Origin of the sequence: Streptomyces sp. NPDC127092, from assembly GCF_042722475.1 — a bacterium.
GTDB lineage: Bacteria > Actinomycetota > Actinomycetes > Streptomycetales > Streptomycetaceae > Streptomyces.
On sequence record NZ_JBHXFE010000032.1, the window covers coordinates 1 to 14671 of the forward strand.

Sequence of the window (14671 nt, forward strand, 5' to 3'; positions counted from 1 at the left end):
GGGCCGTCACTCCCGAAGGGGTGACGGCCCTTCGTCGTGGTGCGGTGGCGGCGCGGGCCGGCGCGCCGTGCCGACCGGCCGCGCGCTAACGCCGGAACGCCTCGATGATCCGCGCGTAGCTGTCCCCGCCGTGGCCGGCCGCCACCGCCTGCCTCATCAGCTCCAGGTGCAGCTCCGGGAGCCGGTTGTCGACGCCGCGGGCCTCGCCCGCGTGCAGCAGGTGTCGGATGCCCGCGACCTGGACGTCGATGGTGGCGTCGTCGCCCGGGTACTCCCCCGCGTCGATCTGGTCGGCGTACGTGGTGAGGAACCAGGACACCGTCCGCAGCCAGCGCACCGCCACCGGCGTGAACTCCTTGGCCGGCACCCCGTCGGCTCCGGTCAGCGCGGTCGCGTGCAGCCAGCCGCCGAACACCGACCACATCAGGCCGAGCAGACCGGCGTCGTAGAGCGAGGCGAGGCCCGCGTCCGGACCCAGGTCGACCGGGTCGCCGAGCACGGCGAGCGTCGGACGGTGCGCGGCCAGGAGCTCGGGACCGCCCGCGTAGAGGATCATGCTGTCGCTGTCGCCGACGCCGGGCGGCGTGGTCATGATCCCGCCGTCGAGGTAGCCGATGCCGTGCCCGGCGGCCCACTCCGCCTCCGCACGGGCCTGCTCGGGCGAACCGGAGGTGAGGTTGACGAGGACCTTGCCGCGCAGCGCGCCGGCGAGCGGGCCGAGGAGGCCGCGGACGGCGTCGTCATCGAGCACGCAGACCACGACGAGCTCGCTCGCCGCGACCGCCTCGGCGACGGTGGCGGCGTGGCGGGCGCCGCGCGCGACGAGCGGCCCGGCCTTCTCGGGGCTGCGGTTGAAGACGGTGGTGGAGTGGCCGGCGTCGAGGAACGCGCCCGCGAGGGCGGCGCCCATCTGCCCGAGGCCGATGACGGTGACGTTCTCCTTGTGCATCTCGTTCATGGCTCCACGCTCGCAGCGCGGCGAGCGCGCCGACAGCGGCGTAACTGACGTCCGCCGCACGGTTCCTGCCACGGTGTCAGTGGTCTGCCGTACCGTCGTGGGCATGAGCGCTGGAGTCGTCGCCGTCGTCCTCGTGCCCGAGGAACAGGGTGCCCTCTCGCCGTGGGACCTGTACGAACTGTCCACGGTGTCCATGGTGTTCGGGATCCCACACGCCGACCTGTCCGACCCCTGGTACGAGCTGCGGGTCCACGGCCCCGCTCCGTACGGGACCCACGGCGTCGACGCGGTCGCCGGCGCGGACACCGTGATCGTGCCGTCGGTGCCGCTCGCGATGGCCGAGGGCCGTCAGGAGCTGCCCGCCGAGCTCGTCGCGGCACTGCGGGAGGCGGACGCGGCGGGAGCGCGCATGGTCTCGATGTGCACCGGCGCCTTCGCGCTCGCGGCGGCGGGTGTCCTGGACGGCCACCGCGCCGTCGTCCACCGGAACTACGCTTCCGCGCTGGCCGCCCGCCACCCGCGGGTCACCGTCGACGCCTCGGCGCTGTACACGGACGAGGGGCGGGTGTTCACCAGCGCGGGCGCCGCCGCCGGCCTGGACCTGTGCCTGCACCTCGTGCGGAAGGACCTCGGCGCGGGCGTCGCGGCCGCCCTCGCCCAGCGCCTGGTCGTGCCCGCCGTCCGGCCGGGCGACCGCCCGCAGTACGTCGAGGCACCGGTGCCCCCGGCCGAGGAGGACGGCCTCGGGACGGCCCTCCAGTGGGCCGTGGAACACCTCCACGAGCCGCTGACGGTGGAGGAGCTGGCCCGCCGCGCCCACATGAGCCCGCGCACCTTCCACCGGCGGATCCGCGAGACGCACGGCACGACGCCGCTGCAGTGGCTCCTCGGCGAGCGCGTGGCCCGGGCCCGCACGCTCCTCGAATCCACCGACCTGCCGGTGGAACGCATCGGCGAGCAGAGCGGCCTGGGCTCCGCGGCCAACCTGCGACGCCACTTCACCCGCACGGTCGGGGTGCCCCCCGGCGCCTACCGGCGGTCGTTCGCGCTCAGGCCTTCGGGGCCACCTTCGAAAGGCCGTTGATGATGCGGTCCATGGCGTCGCCGCCGGTCGGGTCGGTGAGGTTGGCCAGCATCTTCAGCGTGAACTTCATCAGCAGCGGGTGGGTCAGTCCGCGCTGGGTGGCGATCTTCATGATCTTCGGGTTGCCGATGAGCTTCACGAAGGCGCGGCCCAGCGTGTAGTAGCCGCCGTAGGTGTCCTTGAGGATCTGCGGGTAGTTCCGCAGGGCCAGCTCGCGCTGGGCGGGGGTCTGGCGGGCGTGGGCCTGGACGATGACGTCGGCGGCGATCTGGCCCGACTCCATCGCGTAGGCGATGCCCTCGCCGTTGAACGGGTTGACCAGCCCGCCGGCGTCGCCGACGAGCAGCAGGCCCTTGGTGTAGTGCGGCTGCCGGTTGAAGGCCATCGGCAGCGCCGCGCCGCGGATCGGGGTGGTCATGTTGTCCGGGGTGAAGCCCCAGTCCTCCGGCATGGAGGCGCACCAGGCCTTGAGGACCTCGCGCCAGTCCAGCTCGCGGAAGGCGGAGGAGGAGTCGAGGATGCCGAGGCCCACGTTGGAGGTGCCGTCGCCCATGCCGAAGATCCAGCCGTAGCCGGGAAGCAGCCGGTCCTGCGGGCCGCGCCGGTCCCACAGCTCCAGCCAGGACTCCAGGTAGTCGTCCTGGTGCCGCGGGGTCGTGAAGTACGTCCGCACGGCGACGCCCATCGGCCGGTCCTCGCGCCGGTGCAGGCCCATCGCGAGGGACAGGCGGGTGGAGTTGCCGTCGGCGGCGACGACGAGCGGCGCGTGGAAGGTGACCTCGCGCTTCTCCTCGCCGAGCTTGGCGTGGACGCCGGTGATCCGGCCCGTACGGTCGTCGATGACGGGGGCGCCGACGTTGCAGCGCTCGTACAGGCGCGCGCCCGCCTTCTGCGCCTGCCGGGCCAGCATCTCGTCGAAGTCGTCACGCTTGCGGACGAGTCCGTAGTCCGGGTACGAGGCGAGGTCCGGCCAGTCGAGCTCGAGCCGCACACCGCCGCCGATGATCCGCAGCCCCTTGTTCCGCAGCCAGCCGGCCTCTTCGGAGATGTCGATCCCCATCGCGACGAGCTGCTTGGTGGCGCGCGGCGTGAGCCCGTCACCGCAGACCTTCTCGCGCGGGAACGCGGTCTTCTCCAGGAGCAGGACGTCCAGCCCCGCCTTGGCCAGGTAGTACGCGGTGGTCGAGCCGGCCGGGCCCGCCCCGACGACGATCACGTCTGCGCTGTGCTCGGAGAGGGGCTGCTGCTCGCTCACGGCGTGGTCTCCCGGGGGCTCGGTGGTACGTGGGACGGTGCGGTCCCGAGTCTATGGGGGCCCGTGACGGACTGTCCGGAGGGCCACCCTTCGGGCATGATCGTCCGTCGTGACCCTCAATCGCACACACATACGAAGAGGGTGGCTGTACGCCGCCGTCCTCGCCCTGTTCGGCTCCGCGTTCCTCGTCCTGCCCGCGAGCGCCGAGGCCGTCCCCTTCGCGGACTGCCCCACCGGCCAGTTCTGCCTCTACGACGGCAGCGGCGGCACCGGCACCCGCACCGACGTCGCCCAGGGCGGCAAGGCCGAACGGGACGCCGGCACCATCCTGTCCGTCAAGAACAACACCGGCATGTGGGCCTGCGCGTACTCCAGGCCGGAGTACGGCGGCGGCCACCAGACCGTCAAGCCCGGCAACTCCGACGAGTACGTCAAGGACGGCGTCCGCTGGGTCGTCGGCTCCTACAAGCTGGTGCCCACCCGGGCGCTGTGCTTCACCGGCTACGAGCGCTGCCAGGGCACCCAGCTCTGCACCTTCGCCGAGCGCAACGGGCGCGGCGCGATGACCGTCTTCGACAAGCCCGCCACCGACACCACCACCGGGAACCACGGCAACAGTTACGGCCCCGAGGTCCCCTCCGCGTCCGTGGTCAACCGGACCGGCCGGCACCTCTGCTTCTATCCCACCGCCGACTACCAGGGCAGCTGGACGGACGACAACGACACGGTCTACGGCGCGTACGTCGTGCTGCGCGGCCAGAGCGTGACCGTGCCCAGCCCGTTCGCGGGCACCTTCCGCTCCCACGAGCTCGTCAACGGAACCTCGGAGTGCCAGTGACCACGCCCCTGCGCCCGGCCCTCGCCCTGGCCGCCGCCCTCACCTCGGCCGTCGCCCTGACCACGTCGGCCGCGCCCGCCTCCACGGCGGCGGACGGTGTGCAGAGCCCGCTCGCCGCCCACTGGACGGAGAGCCCGGTCAAGGGCGCGGACAAGCTCCCCGCCGGCATCACGGTCACCAACTGGACCGAGAAGACCCTGGAGAACCGCACCAGATCCCGCCTCCTCCAGGTCGTCGAGATCGACCCCACGGCCGCCCCGCTCGACCTCCAGAGCACCGTCGGCCCGGGCGGCGACGGCCTGGCCGAGAAGGTCGCCGACCAGCTCGCCGGCGTCAGCCCGGTGACCTCCCGCCACCCGCTGGCCGGCGTCAATGGCGGCCTGTTCAAGTCGGAGCCGGCCCACCCCGACCTGAAGAAGGACACACGGCCCCTCACCCTCCAGCACATGGGCGTCTCGGTCACCGACGGCGTCCTGCACAGCGCCGGTTGCTTCGGCCGCTACGGCCAGGGCACCAACGGCGCCGTGATCCAGTACGGCGTCCCGTACATCACCAGGCTGAGCACGGAGCTGAGCCTGACCGCCGCCGACCGCGCGTTCCTGCGCCTCGACGACATCAACCGCGACCCCGGCCGGGCCCGCGGCTGCGCGCGTGACGGCGACGACGAGCACCAGCCCGAGGACCAGGTCAACGACCAGCGGGGCGTCTACACCGACCCGGACGAGGTCGTCCTGTTCACCTCCGACTACAAGTACCCGGTGCCCAAGCCCGGCCTCGACCCGTACGTCACCACCGACGACGACCCCGGCTTCGAGGTCGTCCTCGACTCCGCCGGCAAGGTGACGGCCGCCCGCCCGGGCCGCGGCGGGGGCCAGGGCAACAAGACCGAGGTGTACGTGCCCTCCGGCGGACGCATCCTGCAGGGCGTCGGCACCGGCGCCACCTGGCTGCGCGACCACGCGCAACTCGGCACCGTCCTCACGGTCTCGCAGAAGCTGAAGGACATGACCTTCGGCCGGGAGATCCCGCTGGACCCGTCGGTCGACGTCGTCGGCTCCTTCCACCAGCTGCTGCGCGACGGCGACGTCCCGGCCGCCCTGCCCGACACCTGCAACCAGAAGGGCGCCGGCGCCGACGGCACGGAGATCTGCACCGACTCGCGGGTGGCCCTCGGCACCAACGTGCGCGGCCACACCGTCCTCGTCACCCTCACGGGACAGCCCCAGGACTCCACCACCACGACCCACGAGGACGGGGCCTGGCTGCACGAGTTCGCCGAGCTCCTGGACTCGGAGGAGCTCGGTCTGATCGACGCGCTCAACCTCGACGGCGGCGGCTCGGCCACCCTGATCACCGCCACCACCGACGCCGGCACCGTCGTGCGCACCCCGCCGACGGACCGCGAGGACGGCGTGTACGTGCACCGGCCGGTCGCCGACGCCGTCTACGCCGGGATCAGCGGCTACGGCATGTACAAGAAGCCGTAGACCCCCGCTACTCCGCCTTGAACCCGCGGTGCAGGGCCACGATCCCGCCCGTGAGGTTGCGCCAGGCGACCTTCGACCAGCCGGCCTTCTGCAGCATCCCCGCGAGGGTCGGCTGGTCGGGCCAGGACTGGATGGACTCGGCGAGGTAGACGTACGCGTCGGGGTTGGAGGAGACGGCCCGCGCCACCGGCGGCAGGGCGCGCATCAGGTACTCCTCGTACACCGTGCGGAACGGCGCCCAGGTGGCGTGCGAGAACTCGCAGATGACGACCCGGCCGCCGGGCTTCGTCACCCGGTACAGCTCGCGCAGCGCCTGGTCGGTGTCCTGGATGTTGCGCAGCCCGAAGGAGATGGTGACGGCGTCGAAGACCTCGTCCTTGAAGGGCAGCTTCGTGCCGTCGCCCGCGGTGAACGGCATCCACGGGTGGTTCTTCTTGCCGACCCTGAGCATGCCGAGCGAGAAGTCGCAGGGCACGACGTACGCCCCGGCCTTCACGAACGGCTGCGAGGAGGTCGCGGTGCCGGCGGCGAGGTCCAGGACCTTCTGGGCCGGTCGCGCGTCGACCGCCTTCGCGACCTCCTTGCGCCAGCGCCGGTCCTGGCCGAGCGAGAGCACGTCGTTGGTGAGGTCGTAGTTCGCCGCCACGTCGTCGAACATCGAGGCGACTTCGTGCGGCTGCTTGTCCAGGGTTGCGCGGGTCACTCGCGTTCGCCTCACCTTGTGTCGTACGGGCGGATGACGTTACGCCCGCATTGTCGCAGGGCGGCCCCGCCGCACCCGTCAGCGGGCCCGGTAGACCAGGCGGCCGCCGACCACGGTGGCCACGCAGGTGGAGGCGCCGAGCCGGACGAGGGACGCGCGGTCCGGCACGTCAAAGACCGCGAACCGGGCCGGGCCGCCCGCCACCAGGCGGGGCAGCAGCACGAGCGGCACCGGCGAGAGGGACGGCGGCCCCGGCAGGTTCGGCGGGCGCTGCCCCACCGCGAGCCCGGCGCGGCGCACCGCGTCCAGGGCGGCCCGCCCGCGCAGCTCGCCGGCGACGGCGACCGTCCCGTGCGCGAGGAGCCGCTGCACCCCGCGCCGCGCGCTGGCGCCGAGCCGCACGGGCTCGGCGTGGAAGATCTCCCGCGCCCGCTCGCCGGTGATCGGCTCGGTGCCGTAGGTGTCGGCCTCGCGCGGGTCCGGGTGGTAGGTCTGTTCGAGGAGTTCGGGGCCGTACGGGTTGAGCAGCCCGGGCGTGAGGATGCCGGGCCACCGGCGCAGCCGGGCGTCCTGGTTCGCCGCGGCCAGCTCCTCGTACGGGCCGACGGCCGCGACGAGCGCGCCGTCGACCAGGACCGCGTCCTCGGGCGACGCGTCGGCGACGTGCAGCGTCAGCACAGTCGTGCCCCTTCTCCGGTCCTACTTGGCGTCGAGCAGCTTCAGCTCGGGGTGCGCGGTGCCGCCCTCGATCGCGATCGACGAGATGTGGGAGACCACCCGCTCGTCGACCGGGTCGTTCGCCGGGTCGTCGTGCACGACCAGGTGCTCGTACGTCGTCGCGCGCTGGGCCGGGACACGCCCGGCCTTGCGGATCAGGTCGATGATCTCCATGCGGTTGGAGCGGTGCTTCGCACCGGCCGAGGAGACCACGTTCTCCTCCAGCATGATCGAGCCCAGGTCGTCCGCGCCGTAGTGCAGCGACAGCTGGCCGGCCTCCTTGCCGACGGTCAGCCACGAGCCCTGGATGTGGGCGACGTTGTCCAGGAAGAGCCGCGCGACGGCGATCATCCGCAGGTACTCGAAGATCGTGGCCTGCGTACGGCCCTTCAGGTGGTTGTTCTCCGGCTGGTACGTGTACGGGATGAAGGCCCGGAAGCCGCCCGTCCGGTCCTGCACGTCGCGGATCATCCGCAGGTGCTCGATGCGCTCGGCGTTGGTCTCGCCGGTGCCCATGAGCATCGTCGAGGTCGACTCGACGCCCAGCTTGTGGGCGATCTCCATGATCTCCAGCCAGCGCTCGCCGGACTCCTTGAGCGGCGCGATGGCCTTGCGGGGCCGCTCGGGCAGCAGCTCGGCGCCGGCGCCCGCGAAGGAGTCGAGGCCGGCCTCGTGGATGCGGGTGATGGCCTCCTCGACGGAGACGCCGGAGATGCGGGCCATGTGCTCGACCTCGGACGCGCCGAGGGAGTGGATGACCAGCTGCGGGAACTCCCGCTTGATGGCCGAGAAGTGCTTCTCGTAGTACTCGACCCCGTAGTCCGGGTGGTGGCCGCCCTGGAACATGATCTGGGTGCCGCCGAGCTCCACGGTCTCCGCGCAGCGGCGCAGGATGTCGTCGAGGTCGCGGGTCCAGCCCTTCTTGGTGTCCTTCGGGGCGGCGTAGAACGCGCAGAACTTGCACGCCGTCACACAGACGTTCGTGTAGTTGATGTTGCGCTCGATGATGTACGTCGCGATGTGCTCGGTCCCCGCGTACCGGCGGCGGCGCACCGCGTCGGCGGCGGCGCCCAGCGCGTGCAGCGGCGCCGAGCGGTAGAGGCCGAGCGCCTCCTCGGCGGAGATCCGGCCACCCGCGGCGGCGCGGTCGAGAACAGCTGTGACATCAAAAGACGTGAGTTCGGCGTTCTCGGTCACCGGGTGTGTCCCTTTCGGAGGCGTGCGTACGCGAACCGGTGCGTACTGAACGGACCGAACCAGCCTACGCCAGGGCCTTCGCGCGGATTGGTGCCGGTCCCGAGCCAACCGATCGGCCCCCGGGACCCTCTCCTTCTCCGGAATCCTCCATAACCTCCGTATCGCCCGAATCGCACCCGGAGCACGTCATGAAACGTCGCCGCCGCCCGGCCCGGATCCTCGCGGCCGCCCTCGCCCTCGGCACCACGCTCGGTCTGGTCACGGGCTGCTCCGACGAGGGCGATCCCGTCTCCTTCGACACGCCGCGGAGCGAGCGGTCGGCCCAGCAGCAGGCCGTGCGGCAGCACAAGCCGGGGGCCGGGGTGCCGAGGACCGTCTTCCCCACCGGCCCCAAGGCCTCCTTCACGGTGCACCGCACCCTCGACGACGGCACCAAGATCGGCATGACCGAGCTGCACGGGGAGAAGTCGGGATTCACCGGCCGGGTCTGGGTATGGGCGCCGAAACAGTATTTCGACCCGGCGTACGCCGACAGCGGCTTCCCCGTCCTCATCACCCTGCCCGGCGGAAAGGGGTTCCCCACGAATTACTGGACGGGCAAGGGCATCGACCTCCAGGGGAACATCAGCCGCTGGGTGGACGAAGGGAAGAGCCAACCGTTCATCGTCGTGATGCCCGTTCTCAACCCGAGCGCCGAGTTCTACCACGACGGCAGTGATATACCCGGGCAGCCGAAAATGGGCACCTGGCTGACCGAGGACGTCCCCGATTTCGTACGGGCCAATTTCCGCACCTTCGACTCCCGGGACGGCTGGGCCTTCATGGGCTCGTCCTCGGGCGGCTTCGCCGGACTGAAGTCCGTCCTGCAGAAGCCGGACAAGTTCAAGGCCGTCATCGCCTCCGGCCCGGACACCGTTCCGGACTCCCCGCTCTGGAAGGGGCACGAGGCCGAACGGCAGGCGAACAACCCGGAGAAGCTGGCCGCCGCCCTCGGCCGGAAACCCGACAAGCCGGAGTACCGGACCTACGTGGCCTTCCAGATCGGCACCAAGGAGTCGGGCATGGCCAGGCTCAGGGCCTTCATGCACACGTACACGAAGGGCCCCCTGAAGACCCGGCTCCAGGTCATCCAGGACGGCGAGCACAACGCCCGCTCCTACATGCGGGGCATGAACGACGGGACGATGGCCTGGATCAGCCGGCACATCCAGGGCCCGGTCCCGTCCGAACCGGAACAGCCCACGGCCGGCTAGCGGGCAGGCCGGGGGAGCCGGCGGGGCGCGGGCAGGGCCCCGGGCCGGCGGGCCCGGGGCCGGCCCCTGCGGGCTAGCGGGCTAGCGGGCTCCGAGCAGCTCCACCCGTACGTCCGCGGGAAAACCGGTCGTCGGGCCGGTACGGCGGGCGAACTCCCGCACCCCCGCCAGCTGCTCCGGCCCGAAACGGAAGTCGAGCGTACGGAAGTACCGCTCCAGCAGCTCCGCGTCGAAGGACTCCCAGCGCGCCGCCTGCTCCGCCACCTTGGTGACCTCCTCGAGCGACAGGTCACGCGAGGCCAGGAAGGCCCGGTGGACGTCACGGACGGTCTCCGGCTCGCGCGCCAGGAAGTCCTTGCGGACCGCCCACACGGCGAAGACGAACGGAAGGCCCGTCCACTCCTTCCACATCAGCCCCAGGTCGTGGACCTGGAGCCCCAGCCGCGGCGCGTCGTGCAGCGAGGCCCGCAGCGCGGCGTCGCCGATCAGCACCGCCGCCTCCGCCTCCTGCATCATCAGACCGAGGTCGGGCGGACACGTGTAGTAGTCGGGCGACACGCCGTACGACTCGGCGAGCAGCAGCTGCGCCAGACGCACCGAGGTCCGCGAGGTCGAGCCGAGCGCGACCCGAGCGCCGTCCAGCTCGGCCAGCGGCCGCTGGGAGACGATCACGCACGACATGACGGGCCCGTCACAGCCCACGGCGATGTCCGGCAGCGCGACGAGCTCGTCGGCGTGCCGGAGGTATTCGACGAGCGTGATGGGACCGATATCCAGGTCCCCACGCACCAGCCGTTCGCTGAGCTTCTCCGGGGTGTCCTTCGTCAGCTCCAGGTCGAGCAGCGTTCCGGTCCGGGCGAGGCCCCAATAAAGGGGCAGGCAGTTCAGGAACTGGATGTGTCCCACGCGGGGCCGGCTGCGCCGCTGCTCATCGGCCGCGGCATCGGTTGCATTGTCCACATCGCGAGGCTAGACCCGTCTCGCCTGGCGGACATCGCCGGGGGCGTACGAGCGACACCGCGCCCCGATCCCGTCAGCGCGTGAGAGACGCGCCAAACATTCGGGTGACGTGATCTTTCCCTCTACCGCTCCGAGCACGCTGCGTGCTACGCTCAACGCAAGTTGCAGTTTGGTTTCCCTTGCAGTACAGAGCCTGCGGAGCATGTGACCCGCAGGCTTTTGTAGTTTTCAGACTTGGTTGCAGGTTCTGGAGCAGGGCGACCCTTTGGCCCATAGGAGGGCTCATGGCTACCGGAACCGTGAAGTGGTTCAACGCTGAAAAGGGCTTCGGCTTCATTGCCCAGGAAGGCGGCGGCCCGGATGTCTTCGTCCACTACTCCGCGATCAACGCCTCTGGCTTCCGCTCCCTCGAGGAGAACCAGCAGGTGAACTTCGACGTCACGCAGGGCCCGAAGGGCCCGCAGGCGGAGAACGTCACCCCGGTCTAAGTGACCCCGGGGTCGACGATCGCGATCCTCTAGAGCTGTACCCAAGGAGCCCCGCTCCGTGCGCGAAGCGCACGAGCGGGGCTCCTGCCGTTTCCGGCCTCGTACGAAAGGCGCGGCCGTACGCTGGAGCCATGACCGAACGCAAACCGCCCGGCGTCAGCTTCGAGTCATTCGTGGACAAGCAGATCCGCGAGGCGACCGAGCGCGGCGAGTTCTCCCGGCTCGAGGGCTTCGGCAAGCCGCTCGACGACGACGCCGCGCCGTACGACGAGCTGTGGTGGGTCAGGCGGAAGATGCACCGCGAGGGCCTGTCGGCACTCCCGCCGTCGCTGGCCCTGCGCAAGGAGGCCGAGGACGCGGCGCGGGCCGCACGGGAGGCGGTGTCGGAGTCCCAGCTGCGCCGCGTCCTCGGTGACGTCAACACCAAGATCGCCGAAGCCCTCGCCCGCCCGCCGGCCGGCCCGCCGCTGAACCTGACACTGTTCGACGTGGAGGCGGAAGCGGCGCGGTGGCGCCGGGCACGCCTCCGCGGGTGAGCGCCGGAGGCCGGTCCGCGCGCCGGGGGTGGCTGGCTCTCGCGCCGGGGGGCTGATCCGCGCGCCGAGGGGCTCGCTCTCGCGCCGAGGGGGCTGGTTCTCGTACCGGAGGTGGCTGGTTCTCGCGCCCGGGGCTGGTTCGCGTAGGGGCGTGGAGATACGTTTCCGGGATAGATGGATAGTGGAGGAACCCAAGGCCTCGTCCAGCGCGTCCAGTTGACGCGTACTCATCTACGCTGTGCGCGTTCGACCGACCATCGGGCAGGGACGACCAGGGGGGCCAGACCGGCATGAGCGGCGTGAAGGGCAAGGGAGAGGGCGCGGGCATCAGCGGCATGGAGCCGCTCGCCGCCGGCGACCCGCGCGCGATCGGGCCGTACCGGCTCCTCGGCCGGCTCGGCTCCGGCGGCATGGGACGGGTCTACCTGGCCCGCTCCGAGGGCGGGCGGACGGTCGCGGTCAAGATCGTGCACGAGGAGCACGCGCAGGACCCCCAGTTCCGGGCCCGCTTCCGCCGGGAGATCGACGCCGTACGGAAGGTCGGCGAGCACTACACCGCGCCCGTCCTGGACGCCGACCCCGAGGCCGACCGGCCATGGGTGGCCACCGGCTTCGTACCCGGTCCCTCCCTCGAACAGGTCGTACGGGAGCACGGCCCACTGCCCGCCGACTCGATCCTGGCCCTCGCGCTCGGCCTGCTGCGGGCCCTCCAGGGCATCCACGGCGCAGGCATCCTGCACCGGGACCTCAAGCCGTCCAACGTGATGCTCACCGTCGAGGGCCCCCGGGTGATCGACTTCGGCATCGCGCGGGCCCTGGAGCCCTCCGTCGAGTCGCTGCTCACCAGCACCGGCATGGTCGTCGGCTCCCCCGGCTTCATGGCCCCCGAGCAGGTCCGCGGCGAGTCGCTCGGCCCGGCCGCCGACGTCTTCGCGCTCGGCTGCGTCCTCATGTACGCGGCGACCGGGCGGCTGCCGTTCGGGCACGGCGCCAGCAACCAGCACGCGATCATGTTCCAGATCGTGGAGGCCGAGCCCGAGCTCGACCGGGTCGAGTCCGAGGAGCTGCGCGGCTTCATCGCCCGCTGCCTCACCAAGGACCCGGAGCAGCGGCCCGCCATCGCCGCCCTGCTCGCCGACCCGGCTCTCCCGGGCGAGGAGTCCGGCCGCGGCCCCGCCGCGGGCGGCGCGTGGCTGCCGCCCGAGCTCGTGGCACGGCTCGCCCGGCAGGCGGCCCGGCTGCTCGACGTGGAAGCGCTGTCGGAGGAGCTGGAGCGGGAGGCGGCGGCGACGGAGGCCGGCAAGGCGGGTGGGGCCGCGAAGGCCGGCGGGACGGGTGCGGCCGGGGAGGCCGGTGGGGCCGATGGGGCCGGGAAGGCCGATGCGGCCGGGGAGGCGTCCGACACCGGCACGGTGGGACTGCGCCCGAAGGCGCCCGGCACGGCCGGCGCCGCGGACGCGGTCGCCGCCACACCCGCCGCCGTGCGCCGCGAGCCGCGCCGCGCCTCCCGCGTCTGGACGGTCGTCGCGGCCGTCTTCGTCGTCCTCGGCATCAGCGGCACCGTGGTGAAGCTGATCGACGACGGCGCCCGCGAGCGCGATCTCGGAGCCTCACCCGGCGCGTCGAGCAGCGCCCCGCCGCCCGCGACGACCACCACCGGCCCCTCCTCCGCTCCCCCGCCCGGCACGGCCACCACGCCGCCGGGCCAGAACCCGACGGCGGCCCCGCCGCCCGGTGACGCGGCGGCGGGCGGCGGCGGCGCGGTCGGCGGTCTGCCCGCGAGCGGCGGAGGTACGGCCTCGGGCGGCGCTTCCGGCGGTGCCTCCGGAGGGGCTTCCGGAGGGGCTTCCGGAGGCACCGCCTCTGGAGGCGGTTCCTCGACGAGCTCCGGTGGTTCATCGTCCGGCGGCGGTACGACGACCAGGCCGCCGGCGACCACCCAGGCCCCGGCCACCGGCGGCAACACGGTCCCCTCGGGCTTCGTCGGCACCTGGAAGTACACGGCCCAGTACAACATCGGGCAGCCGGAAACGGTCTACATCTACCGGGTGGCCCCCGGCCAGATCGCCGCCAGGATGATCAGCGACACCAACGGAGCGCACTGCGAATACGTGGCCAAGCTGGTCTCGATCACCGACGGCGGCAAGCGCATCAACCTGGGCACCACCACCGTCGACCAGGCCAAGTCCGGCGGGTACCCCTACTGCACGAACGGCGACACGTCGGCGTTCAAGCTCGCGGTACCGAGCGGCATCCTCCACGACGTGGGCCCGTCCCACGGCGAGGGCTACCACTACCACCGTGTCTGAGCGCGTACCGTGACGCCATGAAGAGCGCGGAGCTTCTCCTTGACGCCTTCGGCCGGATCCAGGAGGCCGTGCACGAGGCCGTCGAGGGCCTGTCGGACGACGAGCTGACCGTACGGATCGATCCCGACGCCAACTCCATCGCCTGGCTGGTCTGGCACCTCACCCGGATCCAGGACGACCACATCGCCGACGCCTTCGGGACCGAGCAGGTGTGGACGGCCGAGGGCTGGTCCGGCCGCTTCGGCCTGCCGTTCCCGGAGGACGCCACCGGCTTCGGCCACAGCAGCAAGCAGGTGGCGGCCGTCCGTGCGTCGGCCGACCTCCTGCTCGACTACTACGACGCCGTCCACGCCCGCACCCTCGACCACGTCGGCGCACTCACCGACGCCGACCTTGACCGGGTCGTCGACACCCGCTGGACCCCGCACGTCACCCTCGGCGTCCGCCTCATCAGCGTGGTCGCCGAGGACAACCAGCACGCGGGGCAGGCGGCGTACGTCCGGGGCCTGGTGGAGCGGCGCTAGGGCCAGGCGCCAGACGGCATGTGGCGGTGGCAGGTGACTGGGGGCGCGCGGTGGACGGACGCGCGCCTCTCCCTCTCCCGCGCCACACTCCGTGACCGCCGCGGGAGAGGATTCGTTCCCCGGGCATGAACCTCACCACCACCACCCGCTCCCTCGTCGCCGCCGTCGCCCTGGCCGGCGGCGTCCTCGGCTTCGCCGCCGCCACCGCTCAGGCCGCTCCGGCCACCGCCACCGCCGTGGCCCACGAGGAGGACGGGCCGGAGCCCGTCGAGCTGAACGAGCTCGGCCTGCCGGACCTGGTGGAGGACTGACCACGGGCGACAGCGCGAGACGGCCGGACACCACGAGGGCGGTGTCCGGCC

General features: G+C 72.1%; 15 protein-coding genes. 9 read left to right on the forward strand and 6 right to left on the reverse strand.

Annotation, left to right across the window (positions count from 1 at the left end; genetic code table 11):
• Positions 1-85 precede the first annotated feature (85 nt).
• Positions 86-958: an NAD(P)-dependent oxidoreductase gene (locus tag ACFWJO_RS24790; RefSeq protein WP_386868414.1), complete on the reverse strand. Its 873-nt coding sequence runs from the start codon at positions 956-958 to the stop codon at positions 86-88.
• 103 nt (positions 959-1061) lie between these two features.
• Between ACFWJO_RS24790 and ACFWJO_RS24795 the strand changes: the two genes are divergently transcribed.
• Entirely contained in the window at positions 1062-2042 is a 981-nt protein-coding gene (locus ACFWJO_RS24795) for a GlxA family transcriptional regulator (RefSeq protein WP_386868416.1), read from the forward strand.
• Here the strand turns inward: ACFWJO_RS24795 and ACFWJO_RS24800 are convergent.
• Complete coding sequence (locus tag ACFWJO_RS24800; RefSeq protein WP_386868418.1) at positions 2008-3297, reverse strand: geranylgeranyl reductase family protein; 1290 nt, start codon at positions 3295-3297, stop codon at positions 2008-2010. The genes ACFWJO_RS24795 and ACFWJO_RS24800 overlap by 35 nt on opposite strands.
• A 109-nt stretch (positions 3298-3406) precedes the next feature.
• Here ACFWJO_RS24800 and ACFWJO_RS24805 point away from each other — a divergent pair, with 109 nt between their 5' ends.
• Together ACFWJO_RS24805 and ACFWJO_RS24810 are read left to right on the forward strand one after the other, a co-directional pair.
• Entirely contained in the window at positions 3407-4135 is a 729-nt protein-coding gene (locus tag ACFWJO_RS24805) for a peptidase inhibitor family I36 protein (protein WP_386868420.1), read from the forward strand.
• On the forward strand, positions 4132-5622 hold the full coding sequence (locus ACFWJO_RS24810; RefSeq protein ID WP_386868422.1) for a phosphodiester glycosidase family protein: 1491 nt from the start codon (positions 4132-4134) through the stop codon (positions 5620-5622). Before ACFWJO_RS24805 ends, ACFWJO_RS24810 begins: the two co-directional genes overlap by 4 nt.
• Positions 5623-5629: 7 nt before the next feature.
• Here the strand turns inward: ACFWJO_RS24810 and ACFWJO_RS24815 are convergent, their stop codons facing one another.
• The 3 genes from ACFWJO_RS24815 to mqnC all read right to left on the reverse strand — a co-directional run bounded on the left by ACFWJO_RS24815 (position 5630) and on the right by mqnC (position 8239).
• The gene (locus tag ACFWJO_RS24815) at positions 5630-6325 is read right to left on the reverse strand and encodes a demethylmenaquinone methyltransferase (RefSeq protein WP_386868425.1); all 696 of its coding nucleotides are present in this window, start codon (positions 6323-6325) and stop codon (positions 5630-5632) included.
• Positions 6326-6403: 78 nt separating this feature from the next.
• Entirely contained in the window at positions 6404-7003 is a 600-nt protein-coding gene (locus ACFWJO_RS24820; protein ID WP_386868427.1) for a hypothetical protein, read from the reverse strand.
• Between the two features lie 21 nt (positions 7004-7024).
• Positions 7025-8239, reverse strand: a complete 1215-nt coding sequence (gene mqnC / locus ACFWJO_RS24825) for a cyclic dehypoxanthinyl futalosine synthase (RefSeq protein WP_384423449.1) — start codon at positions 8237-8239, stop codon at positions 7025-7027.
• Positions 8240-8427: 188 nt separating this feature from the next.
• Here mqnC and ACFWJO_RS24830 point away from each other — a divergent pair, with 188 nt between their 5' ends.
• Positions 8428-9492 (forward strand): alpha/beta hydrolase, encoded by a 1065-nt coding sequence (locus tag ACFWJO_RS24830; protein ID WP_386868429.1) that lies wholly within the window; start codon positions 8428-8430, stop codon positions 9490-9492.
• Between the two features lie 81 nt (positions 9493-9573).
• Here ACFWJO_RS24830 and ACFWJO_RS24835 read toward each other — a convergent pair whose 3' ends face one another.
• Positions 9574-10452 carry a menaquinone biosynthetic enzyme MqnA/MqnD family protein gene (locus ACFWJO_RS24835; RefSeq protein ID WP_386868431.1) on the reverse strand — a complete coding sequence of 293 codons (879 nt, stop codon included), beginning with the start codon at positions 10450-10452 and terminating at the stop codon, positions 9574-9576.
• Between the two features lie 284 nt (positions 10453-10736).
• Here ACFWJO_RS24835 and ACFWJO_RS24840 point away from each other — a divergent pair, with 284 nt between their 5' ends.
• The 5 genes from ACFWJO_RS24840 to ACFWJO_RS24860 all read left to right on the forward strand — a co-directional run bounded on the left by ACFWJO_RS24840 (position 10737) and on the right by ACFWJO_RS24860 (position 14620).
• Positions 10737-10940: a cold-shock protein gene (locus ACFWJO_RS24840; RefSeq protein WP_046908818.1), complete on the forward strand. Its 204-nt coding sequence runs from the start codon at positions 10737-10739 to the stop codon at positions 10938-10940.
• 131 nt (positions 10941-11071) lie between these two features.
• Positions 11072-11476: a DUF1992 domain-containing protein gene (locus tag ACFWJO_RS24845; RefSeq protein ID WP_386868433.1), complete on the forward strand. Its 405-nt coding sequence runs from the start codon at positions 11072-11074 to the stop codon at positions 11474-11476.
• 290 nt (positions 11477-11766) lie between these two features.
• Positions 11767-13785 carry a serine/threonine-protein kinase gene (locus ACFWJO_RS24850; RefSeq protein WP_386868435.1) on the forward strand — a complete coding sequence of 673 codons (2019 nt, stop codon included), beginning with the start codon at positions 11767-11769 and terminating at the stop codon, positions 13783-13785.
• Positions 13786-13802: 17 nt separating this feature from the next.
• Positions 13803-14309, forward strand: coding sequence for a DUF664 domain-containing protein (locus ACFWJO_RS24855; protein ID WP_386868437.1), 507 nt, complete (start codon positions 13803-13805; stop codon positions 14307-14309).
• 125 nt (positions 14310-14434) lie between these two features.
• Positions 14435-14620 (forward strand): hypothetical protein, encoded by a 186-nt coding sequence (locus tag ACFWJO_RS24860; protein WP_386868439.1) that lies wholly within the window; start codon positions 14435-14437, stop codon positions 14618-14620.
• The last annotated feature ends 51 nt before the right edge of the window (positions 14621-14671 follow it).